Origin of the sequence: Streptomyces europaeiscabiei (assembly GCF_036346855.1) — a bacterium.
Classification (GTDB): domain Bacteria; phylum Actinomycetota; class Actinomycetes; order Streptomycetales; family Streptomycetaceae; genus Streptomyces; species Streptomyces europaeiscabiei.
On record NZ_CP107841.1, the window covers coordinates 4300287 to 4325507 of the forward strand.

The 25221-nt window shown below is 71.5% G+C and carries 18 protein-coding genes and 1 tRNA gene; 13 read left to right on the plus strand and 6 right to left on the minus strand.

The features are described from left to right. Nucleotides 1-129 precede the first annotated feature (129 nt). From OG858_RS18525 to OG858_RS18535, 3 genes are all read left to right on the plus strand, one after another. Nucleotides 130-1653 (plus strand): MFS transporter, encoded by a 1524-nt coding sequence (locus tag OG858_RS18525; RefSeq protein ID WP_327726036.1) that lies wholly within the window; start codon nt 130-132, stop codon nt 1651-1653. 170 nt (nt 1654-1823) lie between these two features. Continuing rightward, nucleotides 1824-2345 (plus strand): DUF485 domain-containing protein, encoded by a 522-nt coding sequence (locus OG858_RS18530; RefSeq protein WP_319067883.1) that lies wholly within the window; start codon nt 1824-1826, stop codon nt 2343-2345. After that, the gene (locus tag OG858_RS18535) at nt 2342-4000 is read left to right on the plus strand and encodes a sodium/solute symporter (RefSeq protein ID WP_319262401.1); all 1659 of its coding nucleotides are present in this window, start codon (nt 2342-2344) and stop codon (nt 3998-4000) included. The genes OG858_RS18530 and OG858_RS18535 overlap by 4 nt, the downstream gene beginning before the upstream one ends. Nucleotides 4001-4223: 223 nt before the next feature. On the opposite strand, the gene OG858_RS18540 is transcribed toward OG858_RS18535, so the two are convergent. From OG858_RS18540 to OG858_RS18550, 3 genes are all read right to left on the minus strand, one after another. Further along, nucleotides 4224-5099 (minus strand): cellulose-binding protein, encoded by an 876-nt coding sequence (locus tag OG858_RS18540; protein ID WP_086753449.1) that lies wholly within the window; start codon nt 5097-5099, stop codon nt 4224-4226. 229 nt (nt 5100-5328) lie between these two features. After that, nucleotides 5329-8202, minus strand: a complete 2874-nt coding sequence (locus OG858_RS18545; protein ID WP_328544707.1) for an SUKH-4 family immunity protein — start codon at nt 8200-8202, stop codon at nt 5329-5331. A 7-nt stretch (nt 8203-8209) separates the two neighbouring features. Next, nucleotides 8210-9220, minus strand: a complete 1011-nt coding sequence (locus OG858_RS18550; RefSeq protein WP_086750821.1) for an SMI1/KNR4 family protein — start codon at nt 9218-9220, stop codon at nt 8210-8212. Nucleotides 9221-9544: 324 nt separating this feature from the next. On the opposite strand from OG858_RS18550, the gene OG858_RS18555 reads away from it, so the two are divergent. Together OG858_RS18555 and OG858_RS18560 are read left to right on the plus strand one after the other, a co-directional pair. Then, on the plus strand, nt 9545-10045 hold the full coding sequence (locus tag OG858_RS18555; RefSeq protein ID WP_086750822.1) for a YwqJ-related putative deaminase: 501 nt from the start codon (nt 9545-9547) through the stop codon (nt 10043-10045). A 193-nt stretch (nt 10046-10238) separates the two neighbouring features. Further along, on the plus strand, nt 10239-10733 hold the full coding sequence (locus OG858_RS18560; protein ID WP_086750823.1) for an SUKH-3 domain-containing protein: 495 nt from the start codon (nt 10239-10241) through the stop codon (nt 10731-10733). Between the two features lie 253 nt (nt 10734-10986). On the opposite strand, the gene OG858_RS18565 is transcribed toward OG858_RS18560, so the two are convergent. Next, nucleotides 10987-12330 (minus strand): sensor histidine kinase, encoded by a 1344-nt coding sequence (locus OG858_RS18565; RefSeq protein WP_327724191.1) that lies wholly within the window; start codon nt 12328-12330, stop codon nt 10987-10989. 251 nt (nt 12331-12581) lie between these two features. Here OG858_RS18565 and OG858_RS18570 point away from each other — a divergent pair. The 6 genes from OG858_RS18570 to OG858_RS18595 all read left to right on the plus strand — a co-directional run bounded on the left by OG858_RS18570 (nt 12582) and on the right by OG858_RS18595 (nt 17413). Continuing rightward, a tRNA-Gln gene (locus OG858_RS18570) sits at nt 12582-12653 on the plus strand. Between the two features lie 123 nt (nt 12654-12776). Then, a complete protein-coding gene (gene glmU / locus OG858_RS18575) occupies nt 12777-14225 on the plus strand; it encodes a bifunctional UDP-N-acetylglucosamine diphosphorylase/glucosamine-1-phosphate N-acetyltransferase GlmU (RefSeq protein WP_327724192.1) in 1449 nt (482 codons plus the stop codon). A gap of 110 nt (nt 14226-14335) precedes the next feature. Further along, complete coding sequence (locus OG858_RS18580; protein ID WP_037705614.1) at nt 14336-15310, plus strand: ribose-phosphate diphosphokinase; 975 nt, start codon at nt 14336-14338, stop codon at nt 15308-15310. Nucleotides 15311-15535: 225 nt separating this feature from the next. Then, entirely contained in the window at nt 15536-16126 is a 591-nt protein-coding gene (locus tag OG858_RS18585) for a 50S ribosomal protein L25/general stress protein Ctc (protein ID WP_086751593.1), read from the plus strand. A gap of 73 nt (nt 16127-16199) precedes the next feature. Further along, nucleotides 16200-16802, plus strand: coding sequence for an aminoacyl-tRNA hydrolase (gene pth, locus OG858_RS18590; protein WP_086751595.1), 603 nt, complete (start codon nt 16200-16202; stop codon nt 16800-16802). An 89-nt stretch (nt 16803-16891) separates the two neighbouring features. After that, entirely contained in the window at nt 16892-17413 is a 522-nt protein-coding gene (locus OG858_RS18595; RefSeq protein WP_319067872.1) for a hypothetical protein, read from the plus strand. Between the two features lie 199 nt (nt 17414-17612). Here the strand turns inward: OG858_RS18595 and ppc are convergent, their stop codons facing one another. Continuing rightward, entirely contained in the window at nt 17613-20345 is a 2733-nt protein-coding gene (ppc, locus tag OG858_RS18600; RefSeq protein WP_319067870.1) for a phosphoenolpyruvate carboxylase, read from the minus strand. Between the two features lie 384 nt (nt 20346-20729). Here ppc and OG858_RS18605 point away from each other — a divergent pair, with 384 nt between their 5' ends. Next, nucleotides 20730-21764: an acyl-CoA desaturase gene (locus OG858_RS18605; RefSeq protein WP_319262391.1), complete on the plus strand. Its 1035-nt coding sequence runs from the start codon at nt 20730-20732 to the stop codon at nt 21762-21764. After that, a complete protein-coding gene (locus OG858_RS18610) occupies nt 21761-22438 on the plus strand; it encodes a TetR/AcrR family transcriptional regulator (RefSeq protein WP_037705608.1) in 678 nt (225 codons plus the stop codon). Before OG858_RS18605 ends, OG858_RS18610 begins: the two co-directional genes overlap by 4 nt. 371 nt (nt 22439-22809) lie before the next feature. Here the strand turns inward: OG858_RS18610 and OG858_RS18615 are convergent, their stop codons facing one another. Beyond that, on the minus strand, nt 22810-24882 hold the full coding sequence (locus OG858_RS18615; protein ID WP_319067866.1) for a glycosyltransferase family 4 protein: 2073 nt from the start codon (nt 24880-24882) through the stop codon (nt 22810-22812). Nucleotides 24883-25221 lie beyond the last annotated feature (339 nt).

Sequence of the window (25221 nt, forward strand, 5' to 3'; positions counted from 1 at the left end):
AGACGGCCTCGGGGTTCCTTCCTCCTTGCGATGCGACCAGGCTGCACCCTGCCGTGGCGTGAGGGTCAATGGCATGGTGGTCGGCGGCAGATAGATGCAAGGGGAAGGCATTCGGTGGACGACAATCCGGTGGGCGAGATACGACCGGCGATACGCGACTCGGCACAGCACACCGGATCCGGCAGACGAGGAGCCGTCACCGCCGCCCTGATGCTGGCCATGGGCCTGGCCGCGCTGGACTCCACGATCGTCTCGACCGCCGTACCGCAGATCGTCGCCGATCTCGGCGGCTTCTCCGTCTTCTCCTGGCTCTTCTCCGGCTATCTGCTCGCCGTCACCGTCACCCTGCCCGTCTACGGCAAGCTCTCCGACACCTTCGGCCGCAAGCCGGTCCTCGTCGTGGGCGCGGTCCTGTTCCTGCTGGGCTCCCTGCTCTGCGCGCTGGCCTGGAACATGGGCTCGCTGATCGCCTTCCGTATCGTCCAGGGCCTGGGCGGCGGCGCGCTCCAAGGCACGGTTCAGACCCTCGCCGCCGACCTCTACCCCCTGAAGGAGCGCCCCAAGATCCAGTCCAAGCTGTCCACGGTGTGGGCGGTGTCGGCGGTGGCCGGTCCCGGGGTGGGCGGTGTCCTGGCCACGTACGCGGACTGGCGCTGGATCTTCCTCATCAACCTGCCGCTCGGCGCGGCGGCGTTGTGGCTGCTCGTCCGTCATCTGCACGAGCCCCGGCGAACGGTGGCGGACAGACCGCGTGTCGACTGGGCGGGGGCCCTGACCGTCTTCGCCGGTGGCGGAGCCCTGCTGCTGGCGCTGGTGCAGGGCGGGGTGGCCTGGGACTGGCTCTCCCTGCCCTCGATCACCCTGCTGGGCACGGGCGTCGCCCTGATCGCCCTGCTGGTGCTGATCGAACGCCGGGCGGCCGAACCGATCATCCCCGGCTGGGTGTGGCGCCGCCGCACGATCGCGGCGGTGAACCTGGCGCTCGGCGCGCTGGGCCTGCTGATGATCGCGCCGACGGTCTTCCTCGCGACCTACGCCCAGTCGGTGCTGGGCCTGGCGCCGGTGGCCGCCGGGTTCGTGGTCTCCATCTGGACGCTGAGCTGGCCGGTGTCGGCGGCCCTCAGCCAGCACGTCTACCGCCGCATCGGCTTCCGGAACACGGCGATGATCGGCATCGCGGCGGCGGCGGCCCTCCTCTTCGCCTTCCCGCTCCTCCCCTACCCGGGCGAGGCCTGGCAGCCGATGCTGCTGATGCTCCTTCTGGGCGCCGCGCTGGGCCTCTTCCAGCTCCCCCTGATCATCGGCGTCCAGTCCAGCGTCGACTGGTCCGAACGCGGCACCGCCACGGCCTCGATCCTCTTCTGCCGCCAGACCGGCCAGACCCTGGGCGCGGCGGCGTTCGGCGCGGTCGCGAACGGCGTGCTGGCCTCCCGGCTCGGCGGCGCGGGAGACCTCGACGCCGTCACCCACTCCCTCGACGCCGGCGCGGCCACGGAACCGGTCCGCCGCGCGGTCGCGGACGCGGTCCACGCCGTCTACCTGGGCGCGGGGTGCGCGGCGACGGTGGCGTTCCTGGTTCTGCTGGTGGTGGCACCGCGGAGGTTTCCGGTGCTCGTCGACCCCAGGGCTCCTGACCCTCGTTCAAAAATCTGAGTTAATCCGGGTAACACCCGAGGTCAGCGCCAGATCCTCCAAGTAAGCGCATACCGACCGATCAGTTTGTCGAAACCCTCGCGCACCGCCGCACCCACGAGTAGCGTTCACGCCCGCCCCCCGCTCCCTGCGGTCCGCACCGGACCCGAGCCGCGCAAGGAGACAAAGGGATGACCGACGCTTTCTCGTCACCCCCGCACCAACCCCCGCACTCACCACACAGTTCATCTCCCCCGTACCCGCCGCACCGCTCGTACCCCTCCCACCCGCCGCACACCTCGTCCCCCTCGTACCAGACCTACCCCTGGGCACCGCAGGAACCGGTCGCGGTCCCGGCCCCCCGGTCCGCCCGCACCTCCCCCCTCGGCCACCACAGCGACCTGCGGGTGCTGCGGAGCGCCTACCGCTGGCAGCGGCGGGTGGCGACGCTGGCCGCGCTGGGCTACTTCGTGCTCTTCCTCGTCCTGTCGGCGTTCGCCCCGTCGTTCATGACGAGCGAGGTCAGCGGCGGACTGTCCACGGGGCTGCTCCTCGGTCTGCTCCAGGTGCCGGTGACGTGTCTGGCCATCTGGCTGTACGAGCACACCGCACGCCACCGGGTCGACCCGCTGGCCGACCGCATCCGCGAGCTGGCGGCGGTGGACGCGAAACGGGACGCACGGCAGGACAGCGGGCGGGGGACCGTCCGATGACACCCGTCGCTCCCTCGGCCACGGCCGCGGGCGGCCTCGCCGAGTTCAGCGGGTCGGCCCAGGCGATGTCGCTCGTCGGTTTCACGGCGGTCGCAACGATCACACTGCTGCTGTGCGTGATGACGGGCCCGGACCGGGACGACCTCGACGAGTTCTACACCGGCTACAGCTCGCTCTCCCCCATGCGCAACGGCCTCGCCATCGCGGGCGACTACATCTCGGCGGCGACGGTGCTGGGCACCGGCGGAGTGATCGCCCTCTTCGGCTACGACGGCGTGGTCCTCGCCCTCAGCACGGCCCTGTCCCTGATGCTGCTGATGTTCCTGCTGGCCGAACCACTGCGCAACGCGGGCCGGTTCACGATGGGCGACGCGCTGGCCCGGCGGATGCCCGGCAGGTCCGTGCGCGTCGTCGCCTGCGTCGTCACGATCGCCGCGCTGATGCCGATGATGCTGGTCCAACTGGCGGGCACCGGCGACCTGCTGGCGTTCGTCCTCGGCTTCTCCGGCGACAGCCTGAAGACCGGCGTCGTGGTGGTCGTCGGCGCGCTGATGATCGGCTACGCGGCGATCGGCGGCATGAAGGGCACCGCCCTCATCCAGATCATCAAGATCGTGCTGCTGCTCGGCTCCGGCGCACTGATCGCCGTACTGATCCTGAACAAGTTCGACTGGAACCCCGGTCTGCTGCTCGGCACGGCGGCCGACCAGAGCGGCATCGGCACCGCGTACCTCCACTCCGGGCTGCAGTTCGCGGGCGGTCCGCACCCCGAACTCGACATGATCAGTGCCCAGTTGACGGTCGTCCTCGGCGGCGCCTGCCTTCCCCACGTCACCATGCGCATGTACACGGCGAACAACGCCCGCCAGGTCCGTCGCTCGCTGTCCTGGGCGGTCCCCTCCGTCGCCCTCTTCGTCCTGATCATCACGGTGATCGGCTTCGGAGCGACGGCCCTGATCGGCCGCGAGGTGATCGCGGCGGCGGATCCGCAGGGCAACACGGCCTATCTGCTGGGCTCGATGGCGGCGTTCGGCACGGAGGTGTCCACGGCGGAGACCCTGCTCTTCACCACGGTCACGACGGCGGTCTTCCTGACCCTCCTCGCCTCCGTGGCCGGCATGATCCTCGCCTGCGCCAACTCCCTGGCCCACGACGTCTTCGCCGCCCGCGCCACGAAACCCCTCACCCCGCGCCGCGAGATGACCATCGCCAGGCTCTCGGCCTGCGCGGTCGGCGTCACCGCGATCGTCCTGGCCACGATGGTCCAGCACCGCAACCTCCAGCCGCTGGTCACCCTCTCCTTCTGCCTCGGCGCCTCAGCCATCGCCCCCGCCCTGGTCTACGGCCTCTTCTGGCGCCGCTACACCCGTACGGGCCTCATGTGCACGCTCATCGGCGGAAGCCTCTCCGTCCTCGTCCTCATGACCGGCACCAACCTCGTCTCCGGCTCCCCCTACTCCGCCTTCCCCCGCGCCGACTTCAACTGGTTCCCGTTCACCACGACCGGCCTCGTCTCCATCCCCCTGGGCTTCCTCGCGGGCTGGCTCGGCACCCGGCTCTCCGGCGACACCGAGGCAGAGGAACAGCGCAAGCAGTACGAGGCGGTGGAGGGCTGGATCCTGGCGGGAGCGACGCGAAGGGGTATCCAGAGGTGAAGGGCGCGGGTCCGTTTTCGGGTGCGGCTCCGGTGGGGCTTCTCGCGCAGTTCCCCGCGCCCCTGAAAGACCAGGCCCTGCGGGCCTGAAGAGCGACGGCCCTGCTGGCCGAGAAGCACGGGGCGCAGCCCCTGCTTCTCAGGGGCGCGGGGAACTGCGCGACCAGCCCCCACGCACCCGCACCCGTCAACGCACCCGCGCATGCCCTCAAAAACCCCGCACCCTAGTCCGTCAACGCCGACAAACTGTCCCGAATGCAGTCCATCTGCGCACGGACCTCGTCCCACCTCTCCCCATGCTCCCGCAGCACCCGCTCCGTCTCCCGGGCCACCCACTCCTCCCGCCGCCGAGCCTCCGCGAGCGCCTCGGCGGCGCGATCCTCCGCCTCGTCCTGCATCCGCGCCGCGTCGGCCTCCGCATCCGCGAGGGCCCGCTCGGCCGCAAGCAGCTCCGCCTCGGCCCGGGCAGCCCGTTCGGCCTGCCCGGCATCGAACGCGGCCTCCCGTTCGGCCACCTCCCGCTCGATGCCGGCCACCCGCTCGTCGTACTCCTTCTGGAGTTCGACGAGCATCCCCTCGGTCCGTTCCCGCACCTCCCGCAGCGCGGCCAGCGCCTCCCCCCGCCCCTCCTTCACCGCACGCCGGGCCTCGATCCGCAGATCGTCGGCCTCGGCCTGGGCGGCCAGCAACAGATGCCGGGCCCGCTCGTCGGCCTCGCCGCGCACCTCGTCGGCGTACTCCTGCGCGGCACCCCGCAGCCGCAGCCCCGTCTCCTCCGCCTCGGCGACCATCCGCCGGGCCTCGTGGCGCCCGCCCTCGCGGACGGCCGCGGCCTCCTCGACACCGAGTGCGAACAACTGGCGGGCGCCCTCGCCGAGCGCCTCGTACGTCTGCGGGGTCAGCCCGGCGACCGCCTCACGCAGCCGGTCGAGTTCCCCGCCCATCTCCCGGGCCAGCACGGTCAGCCGGGCGGCCCTCTCCCATGCGGCGTCCCGGTCCCGCGAGAGGGCCCCCGTGTGGGCGTCGACCTCGTCGGTTCGGTAGCCACGCCGTACGACGTCGAACTCGAACTCATGGGGTGCCGTCGGTGCGCTGCTCATGCTGGGCCCTCTCCGCCGGACACACACGAAATGATGATTTCGCGCACATCTTGATGTATCGGGCAGAAGTGTTCATAACGCGACACTCCGTGCGAGGGTCACGGGTGGGCGGCGGGAACGGACAGCGGGAACGGACAGCGGGCACACGGAAGGGCCCGGCCCGGTCGTACGAGACCGGGCCGGGCCCTTGTGACGTGCGGGTGACGCGGCGGCCGTCAGCCGCGACGGATCACAGCAACCCGTCCCACATCTGCTCCAGCAGCACCGACCACCAGCTCTCCGGCGAGGCGAGTGCCGCCGGGTCGAGGCCGGCGAGCTGCGCCTGGAAGTCGACGGTCCAACGGCCCGCCTGCTCCTGGTTGAGACCGAACCGCAGCCGCCACATCCGGCCGAGGAGGGCCAGGCAGCGCGCGAACTCCGGCAGGCCGGTGTTCACGAACTGCGGCGGTACGGGCGCACCGCCCGGCCCCGCCTCCACCGGCACGGCCACGATGTTCGCCGTGCCGTACTGCACGCACAGGGCCTTGCCGAAGTCGCTGCCCATCACCAGGTACGAGCCCGCGTCGGCGGCCGGCTGCACACCCCGCTCCTGCGCCAGCTCCGCCAGCGTCGGCACGGGACGGCCGGGCTGGGCCTGCGCCCAGAAGAACGGGCCCATGTCGACGGGCAGCCCGGCCACGACCAGGGTGTGCGCCACGATCGGCGGGACGCCCTGCCGCGACACCGCCTGCTGGTCGAACCGGAACACGCCCGGCCCGAACGCCGCCGCCAGTTCCTGCCCGATCGCCTCCGGCGGGACCGGCGGCGCCGGCTGCACCGGCTGGAACGGCGCCCGCACCGGCGCGAGCCGTGCCGGACCGTCCGCGACCTGGTGCAACTCGCCCTGGTGCGCGATGAGCTGGGCCATGCCCTGCTGCCGGCTCGCGTGATCCTTGCCGTAGGGGGCGATGGACGTGATGCGCGCGTTCGGCCACTGCTCACGGATCATCCGCGCGCAGTACGCCCCCGGCAGCTCGCACGACTCCAGCTCGGTGTGCAGCTCCAGCACGGCCTCCGGCGGGATGTTCAGACCGCGCAGCTCATGGAAGATCTGCCACTCCGGATGCGGCGTACCCGGCGCCGAACGCCGGATCACCTGCTGCTCGGAGCCGTCGGGCGCCCGGAACCGCAGCACGGCCTGGTAGCCGGGGCCGACGGTCGGCTGCCCGGTGGGCTGCTGCGGATAGCCGTACGCCGGCGGGGCACCCATGGGCGGACCGGGCACCGGCCCCGGCTGTCCGGGCATCCCGTGGGAGGCCCCCGGCGGCATACCGGGCGCACCGGGCCCACCGAGCGGCGGCCCGGCCAGCATCGTCTCGGCGTGGTGCACGGGACCACGGGCACCCGGCTGACCGGGAGCGCCGGGGAAACCGGGCTGGCCCGGAGCACCGGGCGCACCGGGGGCGCCAGGGCCACCCGGCTGTCCCGGAGCCCCGGGAGGACCCGGCGGCAGCGGCGCACCCGGACCGCCCACGGCGGGCCCGGCCAGCATCGTCGCCGCGTGGTGCATGCCGCCCGCGGGGGTGCCCCCGGGCGGATTCGGCACGCCGGGCGCGCCAGGGGCGCCGGGTGCGCCGGGTCCACCGGGCTGCCCCGGAGCGCCGGGGAGGCTCTCCGGCCCGTTCGGGCCGAGGGAGGAGACCAGTTGGGTCGGCACGTACCCGCCCGCCGGGGTGCCCGGGGCACCGGGACCGGACTGCGGCGGAGGCGTGGCGCCCGGACGGGCGCCGGGTGTCCCCGGGGTGCCGGGCGGAGCCGGAGGCGGCGGCGCACCCTGCCCACCACCCCGGCGCGGAGGCGGTGCCGCCTTGCTCGTGGCGGCGTCGGCGATGTCACCGGCGTGGGGCGCCAGCGGACGGCCCGGCGGCGTACCAGGGCCCTGCGGCCCACCGGACGCCTGCGGATAGCCGTACGACGACGCGCCCGGCGGCGGAGTCCCCGGCCCGTGCGGACCGCCGGGCGCCTGCGGATAGCCGTAGGACGGCGCACCGGGCGGCGGAGTGCCCGGACCCTGCGGGCCACCGGGTCCCTGCGGGTACCCGTACGACTGCCCGCCCGGCGGCGGAGTGCCCGGACCCGAAGGCGGTTGCTGTCGCGGCTGCGAAGGGGCGCCCGGCGTGCCCGAGTCGGGGCCGGGGCCGCCCATGGCCGGCGACACGGCCGTCCGGGGAAGCCGACTGCCGCCGGAGATCAGAGCGGTCTTGGCGTCCGGCAGCGCGTTGGGCGCCGGAGCGTCGTCCTCGTCGCTCACCTCGGACAGCTGGCGTGCGAACACCGTCTCCGGCAGGGGCACCGAACGGTCGTCCCCGGCGTCGGCGTTGGTGTCCGTGCCGGCCCACGGGGTCGCCCCGTCGGGCGCCCCCGGCACCGCGTCCTGCGGCTCGGTCTCCCGCGGCGGCGGCACCGCGTCCCGCACCTCGTCCGCGGCGGCGGCAGCCGGCCACGGCGTGGCGTCGGCCGGCGCGGCGGGCACCCCACGGCCGGCCGAGGGCGACTGCCCCACCGGCCCCGGCAGCGTCTCGGGCGACGAACCGCCGCCCCCGGAGACCCCGTTGGCGCCCGCGGAGCCGGAACCGGACGTACCGGCGGCGGCAGCCGGCCGGGACCCGGCGCCGTCGGACGCCCCAGCCCCAGCCCCGGTGCCGGCACCCGCACCCGCACCCGCACCCGCACCCGCACGGTGGTCCGGAATCCCCAGCCTGTCCGCCGCGTCCTGCAACCACTCCGGCGGAGTCAGCAGGAACGACGTCTGGTTCAGATCCACCCGGGCAGGAGGGGCGGGCGCGGCGGCCGGGGCCGCGTCCGTACGGCCGTACTCCTCCTCGAACCGGCGGATCACCTCGCCCACCGGCAGCGACGGCCACAGCGTGGCCTCCCCGCTGTCACGGGCGATGACCAGCCGCTGCGCGCCACCGTCGGAGCGCGGGCCGTCCGTCCGGTCCTCGGCCCACACCACGAACCCGAGCTCGAACTCCCGCACCCGCACCTCACGGTGCTGGTAGGCCGGCAGATCCCCGTTGATCCACTCCTCGGCGCGCTCCTGCGCCTGAGCGAACGTCACCATCGAAAACTCACTCCCCCACCGAAGACACGGCGGCACCCGCGGCGACCGGCACGGCACGTGCGAAGCCACCGTCCACCATCAGATTGGCCACCGTCTCCAGTTCCGGCGGATTGCCGGCCAGCCGGGACAGGAACGCGTCGAAGTCCGCACCGGCGGGGAGCAGCAACCGCTCCACCCGCTCGGCCGGCGGCCACGACGGGTCGACGTCGCGGGCGTCGTCGTACGCGCAGAACCAGACCGACCCGATCCGGTCGCCCTTCACCTTCACCGCGAGGATCCCGCCCTGCGCGAACGCGACCGCCAGGTAGTCCTTGGTGAGATGGTCCCGCAGACACTTGTTGACGTACACCAGGTCGTTGACCGCGGCCTCGTCCCGCACCGTGAAGAACGGCTGGTCGAGCAGCAGCCCCAGCTCCGCGTCCAGCGCCGCCCCGACGGGGGCACAGCCGCCCGCCGCCTTCAGGAACGACCGGTACGCGCCCGGCAGCCGGTAGCCGAGGTCCTCCTCGACCCCCTGCACCTGCGTCTCGGTCACCGCCACCGCCGACGACTTCGGCAGCCCGAAGTGCGCCGGCCGGGTCTCCTGCAACGGCCGCGTGCCCCGCTTGTGCTGGTCCACGCGCGCCGTCGCGATGCCCCCGTGATGCCGCAGCAGCGCCTTCACCTCGACCGGCACCAGCTCCAGCCGTCGGCCGCCCGGCGCGTGATGCCACGTCCAACCGTGCGGCGTCGCCACCTGCGGGATCGTGTCCCACAGCTCGTGCCCCGTCGCGGCCAGCGCCGCGTTCGCGGACACGTAGTCCGTCAACCGCAGCTCGTCCACGCCGAACCCCTCCGGAGGATCGGCGATCTCCGCCGCGGCGCGCGCATAGGGCGAGAAGTCCGGATAGCCGTGCGCGTCAACACGGACACCCCTCGGATGACGTGTGGCCCGGACCGGGTCCGGAAACTGCACGACCTGCCCGGCGTAGGCCGCGTTCGGCGGCGCAGCTTGCTGCCCGAGCCGACCTGTCGTCATGGCGGTAGCCCCCTGCGGCGTTCTGAGTGACCTGTTCTGGCTGCGTTGTCGCTCTGTCCTACCGCTCTCCGACAGCAGAGAAGGCCCCGTTACGGCCTGTTCTGTCCGCCCTCGATCGCAAGACCGAACGGATCGCGGTCGTCGACAGCCTATGCGGTACGGCGACACCGGTCACCGGGCCTCCGCTTCCGTGACCAGCCGTCACGCCACCCTCACGGAACGCCGAAGCCCGGGCGTGTCGTACGGTCCCAGCTTCCGCACGGGCCACGCCGTTTGGCAGTCTGTGTCCGCGGGCGGGGGATGCAACAGGAGGGGACCACGATCATGAGTGCGACGCAGGCGGGACCTTCGGGCGACCCTCGCATCGGCTGGAGCACCGCGGAACAGCCGCATGCTCCCGCCCTCCTCCACCGCCGCGACGGCATCCTGCCGACCGTGGCCGCCGCTCTCTCCGTGCGCGGCGAGACCCTCACCGGCACCGCCGCCCGCGGCGACCACGCACCGCCTCTGCACCCTCTGGTCCAGGAGTTCCTCGACTCCCTCGCCACCGCGCAGCGCGACCGCTTCACCGGCCGCTGCGCCGAGGCCATCCTCATCTCCCGGCACATCACCGGCGCCGACGCGGCCCGCAGCAGGCGCGCCGCCCGCAGACCCATGTCCAACGGCGAGGCCCGCAAGGTCCTCAAGCAGGCCAAGCTCACCACCCGCCACATCCGCGAGGACGGCGACCCCCTCCACGGCGCCTTCGCCACCCCCTGCCGCTCCTGCGCGGCGCTCAGCGCCCACTTCGGCGTCCGCGTCGTGGACCCGGCACAGGAGAACTGAGCCGGGGCCCGGGAAGCCGTCTCCGCTCAGGAACCCGTCTCCGCTCAGGAACCCGTCTTTCGGCTCAGGAACCCGTCTCCCGGAGATCGCGTCAGAAAACAGGAAACCTCTCCGGGAACCCGGGACCGGCTGATAGGCCAATGTCCCGGCCACAGTTCAATCCGCCGACGAACCCCCGACGAACAAAGGGCAGATGCACACCGACCGCACCTCCACCACCCGCTTCTCCGTCCCCGTCGACGCCGCCCTGCGCGCCGCCGGGTGGCAGCCGGGCCGCTGGGACATGAAGCAGGCCGAGATCTGGGCCGACGCCCTGCGCGAGCACGTCTCCCCCGCCGGCCACCGCCACGCGGTCTTCCCGGCCGCGGTCGAGGCCTGGGCCGAATTCGGCGGCCTCCACCTCACCGCCCAGGGCCCCGGCCGCCGGCTCGCCCCCGCCGACCTCCACCTCGACCCGTTGCACGGCCTCCACATGGCCCGCACCCTCGGCGACCTCGGCCGCGCCCTCGACACCGAGGTCTGCCCCCTCGGCCACGAGACCGCCACCCGCTCCCTCATCGCCATCGACACCGAGGGCCGCGCCTACGCCCTCGACCACACCGGCGACTGGTACCTCGGCCCCACCATCGACACAGCGCTCACGACTCTGCTCGCGGGCACCGACCCGACCCGCCTGACGGCGGGCTGAGCCCTTCACCACACCCTGCTGCGGACACTGTGCCGTTGGGCACACTCAAGGCCGCACACGGCTGCGGACAGTCGTGCCGCCGGGACGATGGGGGTGCTTCCCTCCCGAGCGAAGCATCCCGGGTGAAGCACCCGAGTGAAGAAGGTGGGCGCGGCGGCACCGCGCGAACGCCGGTGAGTGGGACCGGTGAGCGGGACCCACCCCCGCCCGGCCGAGCCGCCGGGCGCCCGACCGGCGACGTCCCGCCACACGGCTACGCCGCCGGAATCACCGCGGACACCCGGAAGCCCCCGGCGTCCGTGGGCCCGGACACGAAAACGCCCCCCAGCTCGGCCACCCGCTCCTTCATGCCGAGCAACCCGTTCCCCCCGCTCGGCAACCGCGCGGCCCCCGCCGCCCCCGGCTCCGGCGGCGCCCCGTTCTCCACCTGCATCGCGATCTCCGCCGCCCGATGCGCCAGCCGCACATGCGTCTTCGCCCCCGCCGCATGCTTGTGCACGTTCGTCAGCGCCTCCTGCACCACCCGGTACGCCGTCTGCTCCACCTCGGCCGCGTACACCCGCACCTCCCCCTCCACCGACAGCTCGACGACCATCCCCGCGGCCGCCGACTGCCCCACCAGCACCTCCAGCTCGGCCAGGCAGGGCCCCTCACCGACCTCGTCCTCGGCCCGCGAAGCGGCGGCCGCGGCGGCCGCCCCCACCGCCGCCAGAGGCACGGGCACCGGTGCCGGCTCCACCCGCGTCATCGACGAGAACCCCTCCCCCGAACGCAGCACCCCGAGCATCTCCCGCAACTCGGTCAGCGCCTGGCGCCCCATGTCCCCCACGAGCGCCGCGTTCCTGACGGCCTTCTCCGGATCCTTCCGCGCCACGGCCTGGAGGGCGGCCGCGTGCACGACCATCAACGACACCCGGTGCGCGACCACGTCGTGCATCTCGCGGGCGATCCGGGTCCGCTCCTCCCCCCGGGCCCACTCCGCCCGCTCCTCCGCCCGCTCGGCGAGCAGCTGCAACTCCCGCTCCAGTGAATCCGCCCGCTCCCGCAGACTCTCCATCAGCCGTCGCCGCGCCCCGACGTACATCCCCAGCAGCACGGGCGGCGCGGTCAGCCCGATCGCCATCGTCACCGCGAGGAACGGCGCGAACGCGTCCCCGCCCCCGACCGCCCCGTCCCCCTGGAGGTCGCTCTGCGTCGCCTGGACGAACCACACGATGAACACACCGGCGAACGCCATCCCCGACAACGCCCCGATGATCCGCCGCGGGGCCTCCGACGCCGCCAGCGTGTACAGCCCGACGAGCCCCATCAGATACCCCATCTGAGCGGGCGCGACAGCGATGAAGACCAGCACGACGGCAACGGGCCACATCCGCCGCACCAGCAGGACGGAACCCGCGAGCGCCCCGAACGCGACCCCCACGGCCTCCGGCAACGCGGCGTTCCGCGCGAACTCGACACCCTCCACCGCGCACTCGACCGCCGACACCAACGCCAGCCCACCGTCGAGCAACGCCCCCCGCCACCGCTCCCACCACCACGGCCCGGCCCTCTCCCCCGTCCCGGCCCCGGTGCGGTCTTCCCCCGTCGTGGTCATGACCCAAGCCTACGTTCGAGCGCCCCCGCTTTTCCGGCGAGTTTCCCGCACCGGCCCACACCGCCCCGCCCCGCCGAACGGAAGCGAAACCCCCCTCTGTCCCCGAACTGTCGGGAGGCGGAGCGCGGCTGCCACGTCATCTGCGAAGTCGGGTACGCCGACTTGTACCGTCGCATGGAAGGCGTCCGGTGCGGCATAGTAGGAGGCGCCATTCGACAGCCTGGCCAATTGTCCGGTTGAATCGAATTCAGTCCCCCGTGGTGTAATTGGCAGCACCGTGGCTTTTGGTGCCATTTGTCCGGGTTCGAGTCCTGGCGGGGGAGCCCAACAAGGACGAGTCCTCACCCAGGTGAACGGGTCAGGACCGGACTCGCATTTCCCCCTTACAGCGCCCCGGTATCCTGCGGATGTCCACACCCACCCATCCACAGCCGAAGGGCATCCCCGTGAGCGCAACCCGCCCGGCAGCCGTCGTCGTACTCGCAGCGGGTGAGGGCACCCGTATGAAGTCGGCCACACCGAAGGTTCTGCACAGCATCTGTGGCCGCTCCCTGGTGGGCCACGTCCTCGCCGCCGCAGGCGAGTTGGAACCGGAGAACCTGGTCGTCGTCGTCGGGCACGCCCGCGAGAAGGTCACCGCGCATCTCGCCGAGGTCGACCCCGGCGTACGTACGGCGGTCCAGGCGGAGCAGAACGGCACCGGGCACGCTGTACGGATGGGGCTCGAAGAGCTGGGCGGGGTCGTCGACGGGACGGTCGTGGTCGTCTGCGGCGACACCCCCCTGCTCACCGGCGCGACCCTGCGGGCCCTCGCCGCCACCCACTCCACCGACGGCAACGCCGTCACCGTGCTGACCGCCGAGGTCCCGGACGCCACCGGCTACGGCCGTATCGTCCGCGACGGCGCCTCCGGTGCCGTGACCGCCATCGTGGAGCACAAGGACGCCACCGAGTCGCAGCGCGCGATCCGTGAGATCAACTCCGGGGTCTTCGCGTTCGACGGCCAGCTCCTCGCGGACGCGCTCGGCAAGGTCAGGACCGACAACAGCCAGGGCGAGGAGTACCTCACCGACGTCCTCGGGATCCTGCGCGAGGCCGGGCACCGGGTCGGGGCCTGTGTCGCCGGCGACCACCGTGAGATCGCCGGGATCAACAACCGCGTACAGCTCTCCGAGGCCCGGCGCATCCTCAACGACCGGCTCCTCACCGACGCCATGCTCGCCGGCGTGACCGTCATCGACCCCGCCACCACCTGGATCGACGTCACCGTCACGTTCGAGCAGGACGCGCTCGTCCACCCGGGCACCCAGCTGCTCGGCGCCACCCACCTCGCCGAGGGCGCGGAGGTCGGGCCGAACACACGGCTGAAGGACACCAGGGTCGGGGCCGGCGCGCGCGTCGACAACACCGTGGCGGACGGCGCCGAGGTCGGGCCGCAGGCGAGCGTGGGGCCGTACGCGTACCTCCGTCCCGGTACCCGTCTCGGTCTCAAGTCCAAGATCGGCACGTTCGTCGAGACGAAGAACTCGAACATCGGCGAGGGGACGAAGGTCCCGCACCTGTCCTACGTCGGTGACGCCACCATCGGCGACTACTCGAACATCGGCGCGGCGAGCGTCTTCGTGAACTACGACGGGGAGAGCAAGCACCACACCACCGTCGGCTCGCACTGCAAGACGGGTTCGGACAACATGTTTGTGGCGCCTGTCACGGTCGGGGACGGCGCGTACACCGCCGCCGGGTCCGTGATCACCAAGGATGTGCCGCCCGGCTCGCTGGCCGTGGCCCGTGGCCAGCAGCGGAATATCGAGGGTTGGGTGGCTCGCAAACGTCCGGGGAGCGCGGCGGCCAAGGCGGCCGAGACGGCTTCCCGGAAGGGCGAAAGCGAAGGCTGACCGGAAACAGGTGCGCCAAGGACGTCGTACCGTGATAAGTGCACACCCGCACCCCAGCTGAGCCAGCGGCTTCCGCGTGCCCGGCTGAGAACCTCTGAGGAGACAGTGCTGTGACCGGGATCAAGACGACCGGCGAGAAGAAGATGATGTTCTTCTCCGGCCGCGCCCACCCCGAGCTTGCCGAGGAGATCGCCCAGCAGTTGGGTATCGGGGTCGTCCCGACGAAGGCCTTCGACTTCGCGAACGGCGAGATCTACGTCCGCTACGAGGAGTCGGCGCGAGGTGCGGACTGCTTCCTGATCCAGAGCCACACGGCTCCGATCAACAAGTGGGTCATGGAGCAGTTGATCATGATCGACGCGTTGAAGCGTGCGTCGGCCCGCTCGATCACCGTCATCGTGCCGTTCTACGGTTACGCGCGCCAGGACAAGAAGCACCGTGGGCGTGAACCGATCTCGGCGCGCCTGGTCGCGGATCTGATGAAGACGGCGGGTGCGGACCGAATTCTGGCCGTGGACCTGCACACGGACCAGATTCAGGGCTTCTTCGACGGTCCGGTCGACCACCTGTTCGCGCTGCCGCTGCTCGCGGACTACGTGGGCGCGAAGGTGGACCGGAACAAGCTCACGGTGGTCTCGCCGGACGCGGGCCGGGTACGGGTGGCGGACCGTTGGTGCGACCGTCTCGGCGCGCCGCTGGCGATCGTGCACAAGCGGCGTGACAAGGACGTGGCGAACCAGGTGACCGTCCACGAGGTCGTGGGTGAGGTCAAGGGCCGGGTCTGTGTCCTGGTGGACGACATGATCGACACCGGTGGGACCATCTGCGCCGCGGCCGACGCGCTGTTCGCGCACGGTGCGGAGGACGTCATCGTGACCGCGACGCACGGGGTGCTGTCGGGTCCGGCGGCGGACCGGCTGAAGAACTCGAAGGTGAGCGAGTTCGTGTTCACGGACTCGCTGCCGACGCCGGGCGAGCTGGAGCTGGACAAGATCACAGTGCTGTCGATCGCGCCGACGATCGCGAGCGCGGTGCGTGAGGTGTTCGAGGACGGTTCGGTGACGAGCCTGTTCGACGAGCACTGACGGTCCTCGTCCGGATCGACTCCTTCGAACGACTCCTCCGATCGATTTCTCTAGATCGATTTCTTGTACGGCCTCCCCGCTGCGTAAGCTGTCACAGTTGCTCGGCGAGGGAGGCCGTACACGTGTTTACGCGTGTGTACGGCGGTCCGTTATCGACGCGCTCTTCGTAGCAGGCCGATGGTTTGGCCGGGTGACCACCTTTCCCCAGTTCTACGAGGAGTGAACATGGCCGAGGTCAAGCTCGCAGCCGAGACCCGCACCGAGTTCGGCAAGGGCGCCGCCCGCCGTATCCGCCGTGACAGCAAGGTTCCCGCCGTGGTCTACGGCCACGGTGCCGACCCCGTGCACATCACGCTGCCGGGCCACGCGCTCCAGCTCGCGCTGCGCACCCCGAACGTCCTGCTCAGCCTGGACATCGAGGGCAAGACCCACCTCGCGATCCCGAAGGCCGTGCAGCGCGACGCGATCAAGGGCTTCCTGGACCACGTCGACCTCCTCCTCGTGAAGCGCGGCGAGAAGGTCAACGTCGAGGTCTACGTCCACACCGAGGGCGACCTGGCGCCGGGTGCCTACCTGCTCGAGCACGTGCTGAGCACGCTGAACGTCGAGGCCGAGGCCACGCACATCCCCGAGTCGGTCACCGTCTCCATCGAGGGCCTGGAGGCCGGCGCCGCCATCCTCGCCAAGGACATCCCGCTGCCGAAGGGCACCACGCTGGCGACCGACGAGGACGCGGTCGTCCTCCAGGTCCTGGCCGCCCAGGCGGAGGAGCCGTCGGAGGACGCCGCCGCGGGCGACGCCGCCGCCGAGGCCTGATCCTCAGCTCTGTCATCGGTTCGTCAGCCGCTGCTCCCTCCAGGGGGCGGCGGCTGGCGCGTATCAAGGAGACATGGACGTGACGACCGATCCGAGTGCGCCCTGGCTCATCGCCGGCCTCGGCAATCCCGGGCCCGAGTACGCGGCGAACCGGCACAACGTGGGGTTCATGGTGGCCGATCTGCTGGCCGAGCGGATCGGGGGGAGGTTCAAGCGGGCCGGGAAGGCGCAGGCGCAGGTCGTGGAGGGGCGGATCGGCCCCCCGGGGCCGGCGAACCGTCGGGTGATCCTCGCCAAGCCGATGTCGTTCATGAACGTCTCGGGCGGGCCGGTGACCGCCCTGCGGGACTTCTACAAGGTGCCGGTGGCGAACATCGTCGCGATCCACGACGAGCTGGACATCGACTACGGCACGCTGCGGCTGAAGTTCGGCGGCGGTGACAACGGTCACAACGGGCTGAAGTCGATGACGAAGGCGATGGGCCCGGACTACCACCGCGTGCGGTTCGGAATCGGTCGCCCCCCGGGCCGGATGCAGGTCGCCGACTTCGTGCTGAAGGACTTCTCCTCCACGGAGCGCAAGGAGTTGGACTACTTCGTGGACCGGGCGGCGGACGCGGTGGAGTGCCTGGTGATCGACGGGCTGGAGCGTGCGCAGGGGACGTACAACTCCTGAACCGATCCGGACAAGTCCCGATTCACGCGATCCCCGCGCCTGCCTGCGAGGGTTGACCGACCGCCGTGCCATGGCCAATGATCCCCGCCATGCCTGCCACCAAAGCCCCCGCTCACCGCTCACGGCGCCGTCCGCGCCCGGGCGGCGGCGGCGCGTCGGCCGCGCTGCGGTACGGACGGCTGGCGGCCATGGGCGCGATCGCGGTGCTGATCCTGGTCGCCGGGGTGTGGGGTTCCTGGGGCTGCGCCCAACACGTGATGCTGAGCAAGGGGCGCGAGCAGGGAACGCTGACGGTGTCCCGGTGCGCCGACGAGACCTGCTGGGGGCCGTACGAACCGGTGTCGACCGGGTCGCGGGCCCGGGATCGGGTGGACATCGAGCGGTCGGTGGCGGTGGAGACGGGCGCGACGTACACCGTCGTCGTGAAGCCGGGCAGCAGCGATGTCGTCCGGACGGGCCCGGCGGGCCTGTTGCACGCCTGGGTGCCGTTGGGCGGGGCGCTGTTGCTGGCGGCGGTGGTCGTGGCGGGTGGGTTGCGGATGGTGCGGTCGGCGTGGGTGCTGGGCGGGCTGGGCGTCGCGCTGATCACGGCGGCCTGGGTGGCGCTCTGAGGCAGGTTCGCGGCTGACGGTCCGGTGGGGGCTGGTCGCGCAGTTCCCCGCGCCCCTAAAAGCCCAGGCCCTTGCGGGCCTGGGAGACGACGGCCGGGCGGACCTGAAGGGCGGCGGGGCCGCGCCCCTGCTTTCAGGAGCGCGGGGAACTGCGCGAGAAGCCCCACCGGACCGTCAGCCGCGAACGAACCCTCCGGGATCAGCCCGTGTTGCGCAGCCCCGCCGCCACACCGTTGACCGTGAGAAGCAACGCACGCGCGAGCAGCGGATCAGCCGCATCCCCCGCGGCAGCGGTGTCGCGCTGACGCTTGAGGAGGGCGACCTGGAGGTAGGAGATCGGGTCGAGGTAGGCGTCGCGGATGGAGAAGGTCTGCTGGAGGACCGGGTCGGCGTCGAGCAGCTTGTCCTCGCCGGTGATGCGCAGGACCTCGCGGACGGTCAGCTCGTGCTCGGCCCGGATGGTGGCGAAGACGTGCTTGAGCTCGTCGGGGACGAGGGTGTCGACGTAGTGCTGGGCGATCCGCAGGTCCGTCTTGGCCAGCGTCATCTCGACGTTGGAGAGGAAGTTGCGGAAGAAGTGCCACTGTCCGTGCATCTCGTCGAGCACGGTGTCCAGGCCCGCTTCACGCAGCGCCTTCAGACCGGAGCCGACGCCGAACCAGCCGGGCACGATCTGCCGTGACTGGGTCCAGCCGAAGACCCACGGGATGGCCCGCAGGCCGTCGAGTCCGGCGCCCGAGTCCGGGCGGCGCGAGGGCCGGGACCCGAGGTGCAGGTCGGCGAGCTGGTCCACGGGTGTGGCGGCGAAGAAGTACGCGGGAAGGTCGGGGTCCTCGACGAGCCGGCGGTAGGCGGACTCCGCCGCGTCGCTGACCAGGTCCATGGCCGCGTCCCAGCGGGCCAGCGCCTCGACGGACTGGCGGGGTGCGGTGTGCAGGGCGGAGGCCTGGAGGGTGGCGGCGACCGTCAGTTCCAGGTTCTCCCTGGCCAGGGACGGGACGAGGTACTTGTCGGAGATGACCTCGCCCTGCTCGGTCACCTTGATCTCGCCCTCCAGCGTGCCCCACGGCTGCGCGAGGATCGCGTCGTGCGAGGGGCCGCCACCACGGCCGACCGTGCCGCCGCGGCCGTGGAAGAGCCGCAGCCGTACGCCGTACCGGTGGGCGACGTCACGCAGGCGGCGCTGCGCCCGGTGGATCTCCCACTGCGAGGTCGTGATGCCGCCGAACTTCGAGGAGTCGGAGTAACCGAGCATGACCTCCTGGACGTCACCGCGCAGGGCGACGAGCCGCCGGTAGGAGGGGTCGGCAAGCATCTCCTCAAGGATCGTGTCGGCGGCCTTCAGCTCGTCGGTCGTCTCCAGCAGCGGCACGATGCCGATCTTGGCCCAGCCGGCGTGCAGGTCGATGAGCCCGGCCTCGCGCGCCAGGACCGAGGCGGCGAAGACGTCGTCGGCACCCTGACACATGGAAATGATGTACGACTCGATGACCTCGGGGCCGAAGACGGCCAGCGCCTTCTTGACGGTCTCGAACACGCCGAGGGTCTTGGCCCCGGCGGCGTCCAGCGGCGCGGGCGTCGGGGCCAGCGGGCGCCGGGAGCGCAGTTCGCGGGCGAGGAGCTTGTGGCGGTACTCGCGGGGCATGTCCTCGTAGCGCCAGGACTCCTCGCCCAGGCGGTCGAAGAGCTGGCCGAGGGCGTGGTGGTGGGCGTCGGCGTGCTCGCGGACGTCCATCGTGGCGAGCTGGAGGCCGAAGGCGGAGAGCGTGCGGATCGTGCGGTTCATCCGGCCGTCGGCGAAGAGGCCGCCGCGGTGCTCGCGCAGCGAGGTCTGGATGAGGGTGAGGTCGCGGAGCAGTTCGGCGGTGCCGAGGTAGTCGCGGCCGTCCTCGTGCGGGATGCCCTTGGCCAGGCGCAGCTTGGTGTTCTCCAGCTTCTGCCGGATGCAGGTGGCCTTGAGGCGGTACGGCTCCTCGGCGTTGAGGCGCTTGTAGCGGGGGCTGATCTCGGGCAGGGCTTCGAGGTCGGCCTGGAGCGAGGTGAGCAGCTCCTCCGTGGCGCCGGTGTAGCGGATGGAGTTGGAGAGGAAGCCGCGCAGCTCGTCGATGAGTTCGAGGGCGTCGTTGATGCCGTGCTCGTGCTGGAGGATGAGGACGTCCCAGGTCACCTGGGGGGTGACGTTGGGGTTGCCGTCGCGGTCGCCGCCGATCCAGGTACCGAAGGTGAGGGGGCGCGTGGCGTCGGGGATCGTCACGCCGACCCGCTCCAGCTCGGCCGTCAGGTCCTCCAGGACGTCACCGACCGCGCCGGCGTGCAGCTCGTCCAGGTAGTAGATGGCGTTGCGGGCCTCGTCGGCGGGCTCGGGACGCACGACGCGCAGTTCGTCCGTCTGCCAGACGAGGTCGATGTTCTCGGCCAGCCGGGTGTCGTGGCGGCGGCGGTCGGAGTCGATGACGGGGGTTTCCAGAAGCGCGGCGATGCGCCGGAGCTTGTTGAGGACCGACCGGCGCGCGGCCTCGGTGGGGTGGGCGGTGAAGACGGGGCGGACATTGAGGTTCCCGACCGTCTCGCGCAGGTGCTCGGGGTCGGCGTCCTTCAGGCGATCGGCGGTACGGGCGAGAAGGCCGCCCTCGGCGGCACGGCGTGCCCTCAGCTCACGGCCGCGGTGCACCTGTTCGGTGACGTTGGCCAGGTGGAAGTAGGTGGAGAAGGCGCGGACGAGCTTGGCGGCGGTCTCCAGCTCGGTGCCGCGCAGCAGGTCGGCGGCGGCTTCGCCGTCCTCGCGGGTCAGGCGGCGGACGCGCTCGACGAGCTCCAGGAGTTCGGGTCCCTCCTGTCGTACGAGGGTCTCGCCCAGCAGATCGCCCAGGCGCCGGATGTCGGCGCGCAGCTCGCTGCTGACCGTGGTGGTCTGATCGTCGGCACTGCTCACAGGTGCGGCTCCTTGCAGTGTTGAAGCTCGTCCGGAGGGGAACCCGGGCGGGGACCCGGCGGCTCGGGCCGCTGTGCGGGCCCAGGCATCAGGGCAGGATTCAGAGCGGACCGCGCTGTCCGACCGAGTCCAGGATAGGCGTCCACCTGGACGCCTCTGGCGACGGGTGCCACTTTTGCGGCACTGAGTGCCACCTTTCCACCGGGCTCGCCCGTCACACCTGGACGCGCAGACAGGTGGGCTCTTGCCGCCCCGTACCGCGCTGCCATACTTACGATGCCGTAGGTTACGGAACCGTAGGGAAAGCCGACAGGTAGCCCCCGCACGCTGTCACCGCAGGCACTTCCCCCCTCTCTCGACCCTCGACCCCCCAGGGGACGCCCCATGAGCACAAGGTCCGATGTGATTGAAGAAGCCTCGAATGCGAACGGTTCCCCAGGCTCCGCCGCGACCGACTCCGCCACACCGTCGGCCACACTGGGCGGCGAACAGAAGCGTTCGATCGAGCAGATCACACTGCTCCTCTTCATCACCGTCCCGTTCCTCGCGCTCCTCGCGGCGGTGCCGCTGGCCTGGAGCTGGGGGGGCGTGAGCTGGCTGGATCTCGGCCTGCTGGTGTTCTTCTACTACCTGGGCTGCCACGGCATCACGATCGGCTTCCACCGGCACTTCACGCACGGTTCGTTCAAGGCCAAGCGCCCGCTGAAGATCGCGCTGGCGATCGCCGGCTCGATGGCCGTCGAGGGCCCGCTGGTCCGCTGGGTGGCCGACCACCGCAAGCACCACAAGTTCTCCGACGCCGAGGGCGATCCCCACTCGCCGTGGCGCTTCGGCGAGACGCTCCCCGCGCTGATGAAGGGCCTGTGGTGGGCCCACATCGGCTGGATGTTCGACGAGGAGCAGACCTCGCAGGAGAAGTACGCGCCCGACCTGATCAAGGACCCGGCGCTCCGGGCGATCTCGCGTCAGTTCATCTACTGGACCATCCTCTCCCTCGCCCTGCCGCCGCTGATCGGCGGTCTGGTGACGATGTCCTGGTGGGGCGCGTTCACCGCGTTCTTCTGGGGCTCGCTCGTCCGGGTGGCACTGCTGCACCACGTGACCTGGTCGATCAACTCGATCTGCCACGCGGTCGGCAAGCGCCCCTTCCAGTCCCGCGACCGCTCGGGCAACGTGTGGTGGCTGGCGGTCCTCTCCTGCGGCGAGTCCTGGCACAACCTGCACCACGCCGACCCCACCTCCGCCCGGCACGGTGTGGAGCGCGGTCAGCTGGACTCCTCCGCGCGGCTCATCCGCTGGTTCGAAGTGTTCGGCTGGGCGTACGACGTCCGCTGGCCGTCACGCTCGCGTATCGATTCCAGGCGTAAGACGGGTGAGGACGGCTCCAGGCAGCGGAAGGCACCCGCCGAGACGGCATGATTGACGCCGTGGCGACCGACTCCAGCAGCACCCCGAGCAACGAGAAGCCGCGGCGCGTCCGCCGCACCCGGATGACGGGGGCCGAGCGCCGTCAGCAACTGCTGGAAATCGGTCGCACCCTCTTCGCCGCGAAGGGCTTCGAGGGCACGTCGGTGGAGGAGATCGCCGCCAAGGCGGGGGTCTCCAAGCCGGTGGTGTACGAGCACTTCGGCGGCAAGGAGGGCCTCTACGCCGTCGTCGTGGACCGCGAGATGCGCCGCCTTCTGGACATGGTGACCAGCTCCCTCACGGCCGGCCACCCCCGTGAACTCTGCGAACAGGCCACCTTCGCCCTCCTCGACTACATCGAGGAGTACACGGACGGCTTCCGCATCCTGGTCCGGGACTCCCCCATCCCCCAGTCCACGGGTTCCTTCGCCTCGCTCATCTCGGACATCGCCACCCAGGTGCAGGACATCCTCGGCCGCGAGTTCAAGAGCCGCGGCTTCGACCCCAAACTGGCCCCCCTGTACGCCCAGGCCCTGGTCGGCATGGTCGCCTTGACGGGCCAGTGGTGGCTGGACGTCCGGCGCCCGAAGAAAGCCGAGGTGGCCGCGCACCTGGTCAATCTGGCCTGGCACGGCCTGGACGGCCTCAACCAGAAGCCGCGGCTGATCGGACACCGGAAGAGTTAGCGGGCCTGACGGGGCGGTGCGGTCGTCGGGTGGGCGCGAGTGGGTGGGCGCGGGTGGGTGGGCGCGGGTCGGTGGGCGCGGGTCGGTGGGGCTTCTCGCGCAGTTCCCCGCGCCCCTGAAGGACCAGGCCCTGCGGGCCTGAAGGCGACGGCCCCGCTGGCGCCTGAAAGACGACGGCCCTGCGGACGTGAAAGACGATGGCTCCGCGCCCCTGAAGGATGACGGCGCTGCGGACCTGAAGGACGATGGCTCCGCGCCCCTGAAAAGCAGAGGGCGCAGTCTTTGCTTTTCAGGGGCGCGGGGAACTGCGCGAGAAGCCCCACTCACCCGCAGTCCTCACGCACCCGAGCCCCCACGGCGAACCGGTCCCGTCAGTCGGCCGCCATATCCTTCGCGCTGAGCGCCAGCTCGTTGTTCACGGTGAAGTACGGCCGCACCCGAGTCCGCCCCCGTTCGAAGTGATCGAACACTTCCCCGGGCACCAGATCGGTCTTCCGCCGCTCCACCACGTCCCCACCGATCCGCCCCACCGGCACGGTGTCCAGCCGCAGATCCCACAGGTCGTGCTCGACACTGCGCCGGGCCATGATCTCGCCGTACGGAACGGTGAACCGGAACCCCCTCTCCCCCACGGCCCGCGCGGCCACGGAGAAGTCGTACGCGGTGTCGGTCCGGGAGACGACCCGGACCTCGGTTCCCTCCTCCACCGAAGCGGCGTCCCCGTACAGCGTCGCGGTCACGGTCATCGACCCCTCGCCCACCTCGACGGTGTCGATCTCCGCGTGCGCGGGCCGCAGCCACGTCCGCAGTGCGAGGAACCCGTCGGCGGTCGGGTACGGAATCCACGCCCCCACCCCCCGCCGGTCGACACTCGGCACCCGCCCGACCAGCGCGGCCTGCTCGACCAGTCGTGCGCTCAGCCGCACCCGCTTGTTCGTGCCGCGCTGCGCGACGTAGCAGTCCCAGCGGCCCTCGGCGAGGGTGTGCTCGGCCGGGCTGAAGGCCGCCTGCACCACGGTGTCCGGCGTGTCGGCCGTCGGCAGGACCGGTACCCGGATCTGCCGCTTGCCGGGATCGCGGCGCAGCCGGGCGACGAGGTCGAGGGGCCCGGTGGGCAGCTCAGCCTGATCGAGGCGGACGAGGAAGCCGCCGTCGGAGGTGGCGCGGGCGTGCGCCATGGGCGTGGGAGCGCTCCCCTCGGCCTCGGCGGCGGGAGCGGCCTGCGCGGAACGCGGGCGGACGGCACGGGCGGCGAGCTGTCTCAGCCGGGCGGCGCCGTCCCACCGGCGGCGCCGGGAGCGGGACAGCTCCTCGAAGAGGTTCTCGTAGCGGTGGGCGATGACGGAGGGCGCGTACGCGTCGGCCTTGCCGAGCGCCTCCTTGCCGAGCCGTTCGCGCAGCGCCTCGTCGGTGACGACTCGTTTCAGCGCGTCGGCGTAGGCGTCGACGTCCCCGTCGAGCGGGACGAGGATGCCGTCCTGGCCGTCGGTGATGATCTCGCCGGGTCCGTGCGGGCAGTCGGTGGCTACGACGGGGACCCCGCAGTGCATGGCCTCGACGATGGTCATGCCGAAGGACTCCATGTCGGAGGAGACGGCGGCGACGGCGCCCTTGGCCCACTCGGTCTCGATCGGCGAGACCGCCCCCATGAGGAAGACCCGGTCGTGCAGTCCGAGCCGGTCGATCTGCTCCCGCAGGTTCTCCTTCTGCGGGCCGCGCCCGTAGATCCGCAGGGTCCAGCCGGCGTGTTCGGCGGCCACCTTGGCGAAGGCGTTCACCAGCCGGTCGTACCGCTTGATGGGGATGAGTCGGCCGGCGGCGACGATGACCTGGGAGTCCAGGGTGGAGCGTTCGACGGCGGAAGCCCGCACGCCGTTGGGCACGCACACGATGGTGGTGCCGACGCCGGACAGGGCGGCGCGGTACTGGGCGGCGTCGGCCTCGGAGACGGTGACGTAGGCGTCGAGTCCGGCGATGGCCTCGTTCTGGTTGGTGCGCAGCGGTTCGCTGTACTGGTCGAGGCTCAGATGCTCCTGGCCGACGCGCAGATAGCGGCGGCGGCCGTCGCGGGCGAGATAGCCGTTGAGGTCCGGGCGGGTGGCGATGACCACGTCGGCCTCGGTACGGGCGAGGAAGCCGCCGATGCGTTCGTCCTGCAGCGCGGTGTAGGGCAGGTTCCCGGTCGCCCCGCTGTAGGGGAACATCGTGCCGGGCAGCTTGGTGAGCGGGTGGTCGCCCTCGAAGCCGGGGACCCCTTCCCGCAGGTCGATCAGCGAGGTCAGACGAACGCGCGGGTCGAACGGGAGCGCCGGTTCGTCGCGGGAGCGGTGGACGCTGACGACCTCGACGTCGTGCCGGTCGGCGAACGCGGCCGACAGATTCGTCGTCGAGCGGATGGTGCCACCGATGCCGAAGGCATTGTTGATCAAAAAGGCGATCTTCATATGTGTTTCCCCCTGGAAACCGCCCGAGCGCGGGCGTCATCGCGCCCGCGCCCCCCTGGCGGTCAGGTCAGAGGATGCGCGCGCACGGCTGTATACGCGATACGTGGTCGACAATCAAAAAATGAATGAATTGGCGCAGCGGAAATCGACCGACCGGGAAAATCGCAAAGGGATACGCACGGAAGCGCATCGCACGATGAAATCCCGGCCGGGCGGCCGAAAGCCTATGTGGCGCGCGTCACCAACCCCGTCCAACGCGCCGGACGGCTCAACAGATACTCACTGGCCCAGATCCCCCCTGGTCACAGCCCCGCCTCCCACTTCCCCGGTCAACACACG

What these genes read in the sequence shown, in the direction of transcription:
- OG858_RS18530 (WP_319067883.1), top strand. Translation starts at nt 1,824, where the DNA reads ATGACCGACGCTTTCTCGTCACCCCCGCACCAACCCCCGCACTCACCA.
- OG858_RS18535 (WP_319262401.1), top strand. Translation starts at nt 2,342, where the DNA reads ATGACACCCGTCGCTCCCTCGGCCACGGCCGCGGGCGGCCTCGCCGAG.
- OG858_RS18540 (WP_086753449.1), bottom strand. Translation starts at nt 5,099, where the DNA reads ATGAGCAGCGCACCGACGGCACCCCATGAGTTCGAGTTCGACGTCGTA.
- OG858_RS18545 (WP_328544707.1), bottom strand. Translation starts at nt 8,202, where the DNA reads ATGGTGACGTTCGCTCAGGCGCAGGAGCGCGCCGAGGAGTGGATCAAC.
- OG858_RS18550 (WP_086750821.1), bottom strand. Translation starts at nt 9,220, where the DNA reads ATGACGACAGGTCGGCTCGGGCAGCAAGCTGCGCCGCCGAACGCGGCC.
- OG858_RS18555 (WP_086750822.1), top strand. Translation starts at nt 9,545, where the DNA reads ATGAGTGCGACGCAGGCGGGACCTTCGGGCGACCCTCGCATCGGCTGG.
- OG858_RS18560 (WP_086750823.1), top strand. Translation starts at nt 10,239, where the DNA reads ATGCACACCGACCGCACCTCCACCACCCGCTTCTCCGTCCCCGTCGAC.
- OG858_RS18565 (WP_327724191.1), bottom strand. Translation starts at nt 12,330, where the DNA reads ATGACCACGACGGGGGAAGACCGCACCGGGGCCGGGACGGGGGAGAGG.
- OG858_RS18585 (WP_086751593.1), top strand. Translation starts at nt 15,536, where the DNA reads ATGGCCGAGGTCAAGCTCGCAGCCGAGACCCGCACCGAGTTCGGCAAG.
- pth (WP_086751595.1), top strand. Translation starts at nt 16,200, where the DNA reads ATGGACGTGACGACCGATCCGAGTGCGCCCTGGCTCATCGCCGGCCTC.
- OG858_RS18595 (WP_319067872.1), top strand. Translation starts at nt 16,892, where the DNA reads ATGCCTGCCACCAAAGCCCCCGCTCACCGCTCACGGCGCCGTCCGCGC.
- OG858_RS18605 (WP_319262391.1), top strand. Translation starts at nt 20,730, where the DNA reads ATGAGCACAAGGTCCGATGTGATTGAAGAAGCCTCGAATGCGAACGGT.
- OG858_RS18610 (WP_037705608.1), top strand. Translation starts at nt 21,761, where the DNA reads ATGATTGACGCCGTGGCGACCGACTCCAGCAGCACCCCGAGCAACGAG.
- OG858_RS18615 (WP_319067866.1), bottom strand. Translation starts at nt 24,882, where the DNA reads ATGAAGATCGCCTTTTTGATCAACAATGCCTTCGGCATCGGTGGCACC.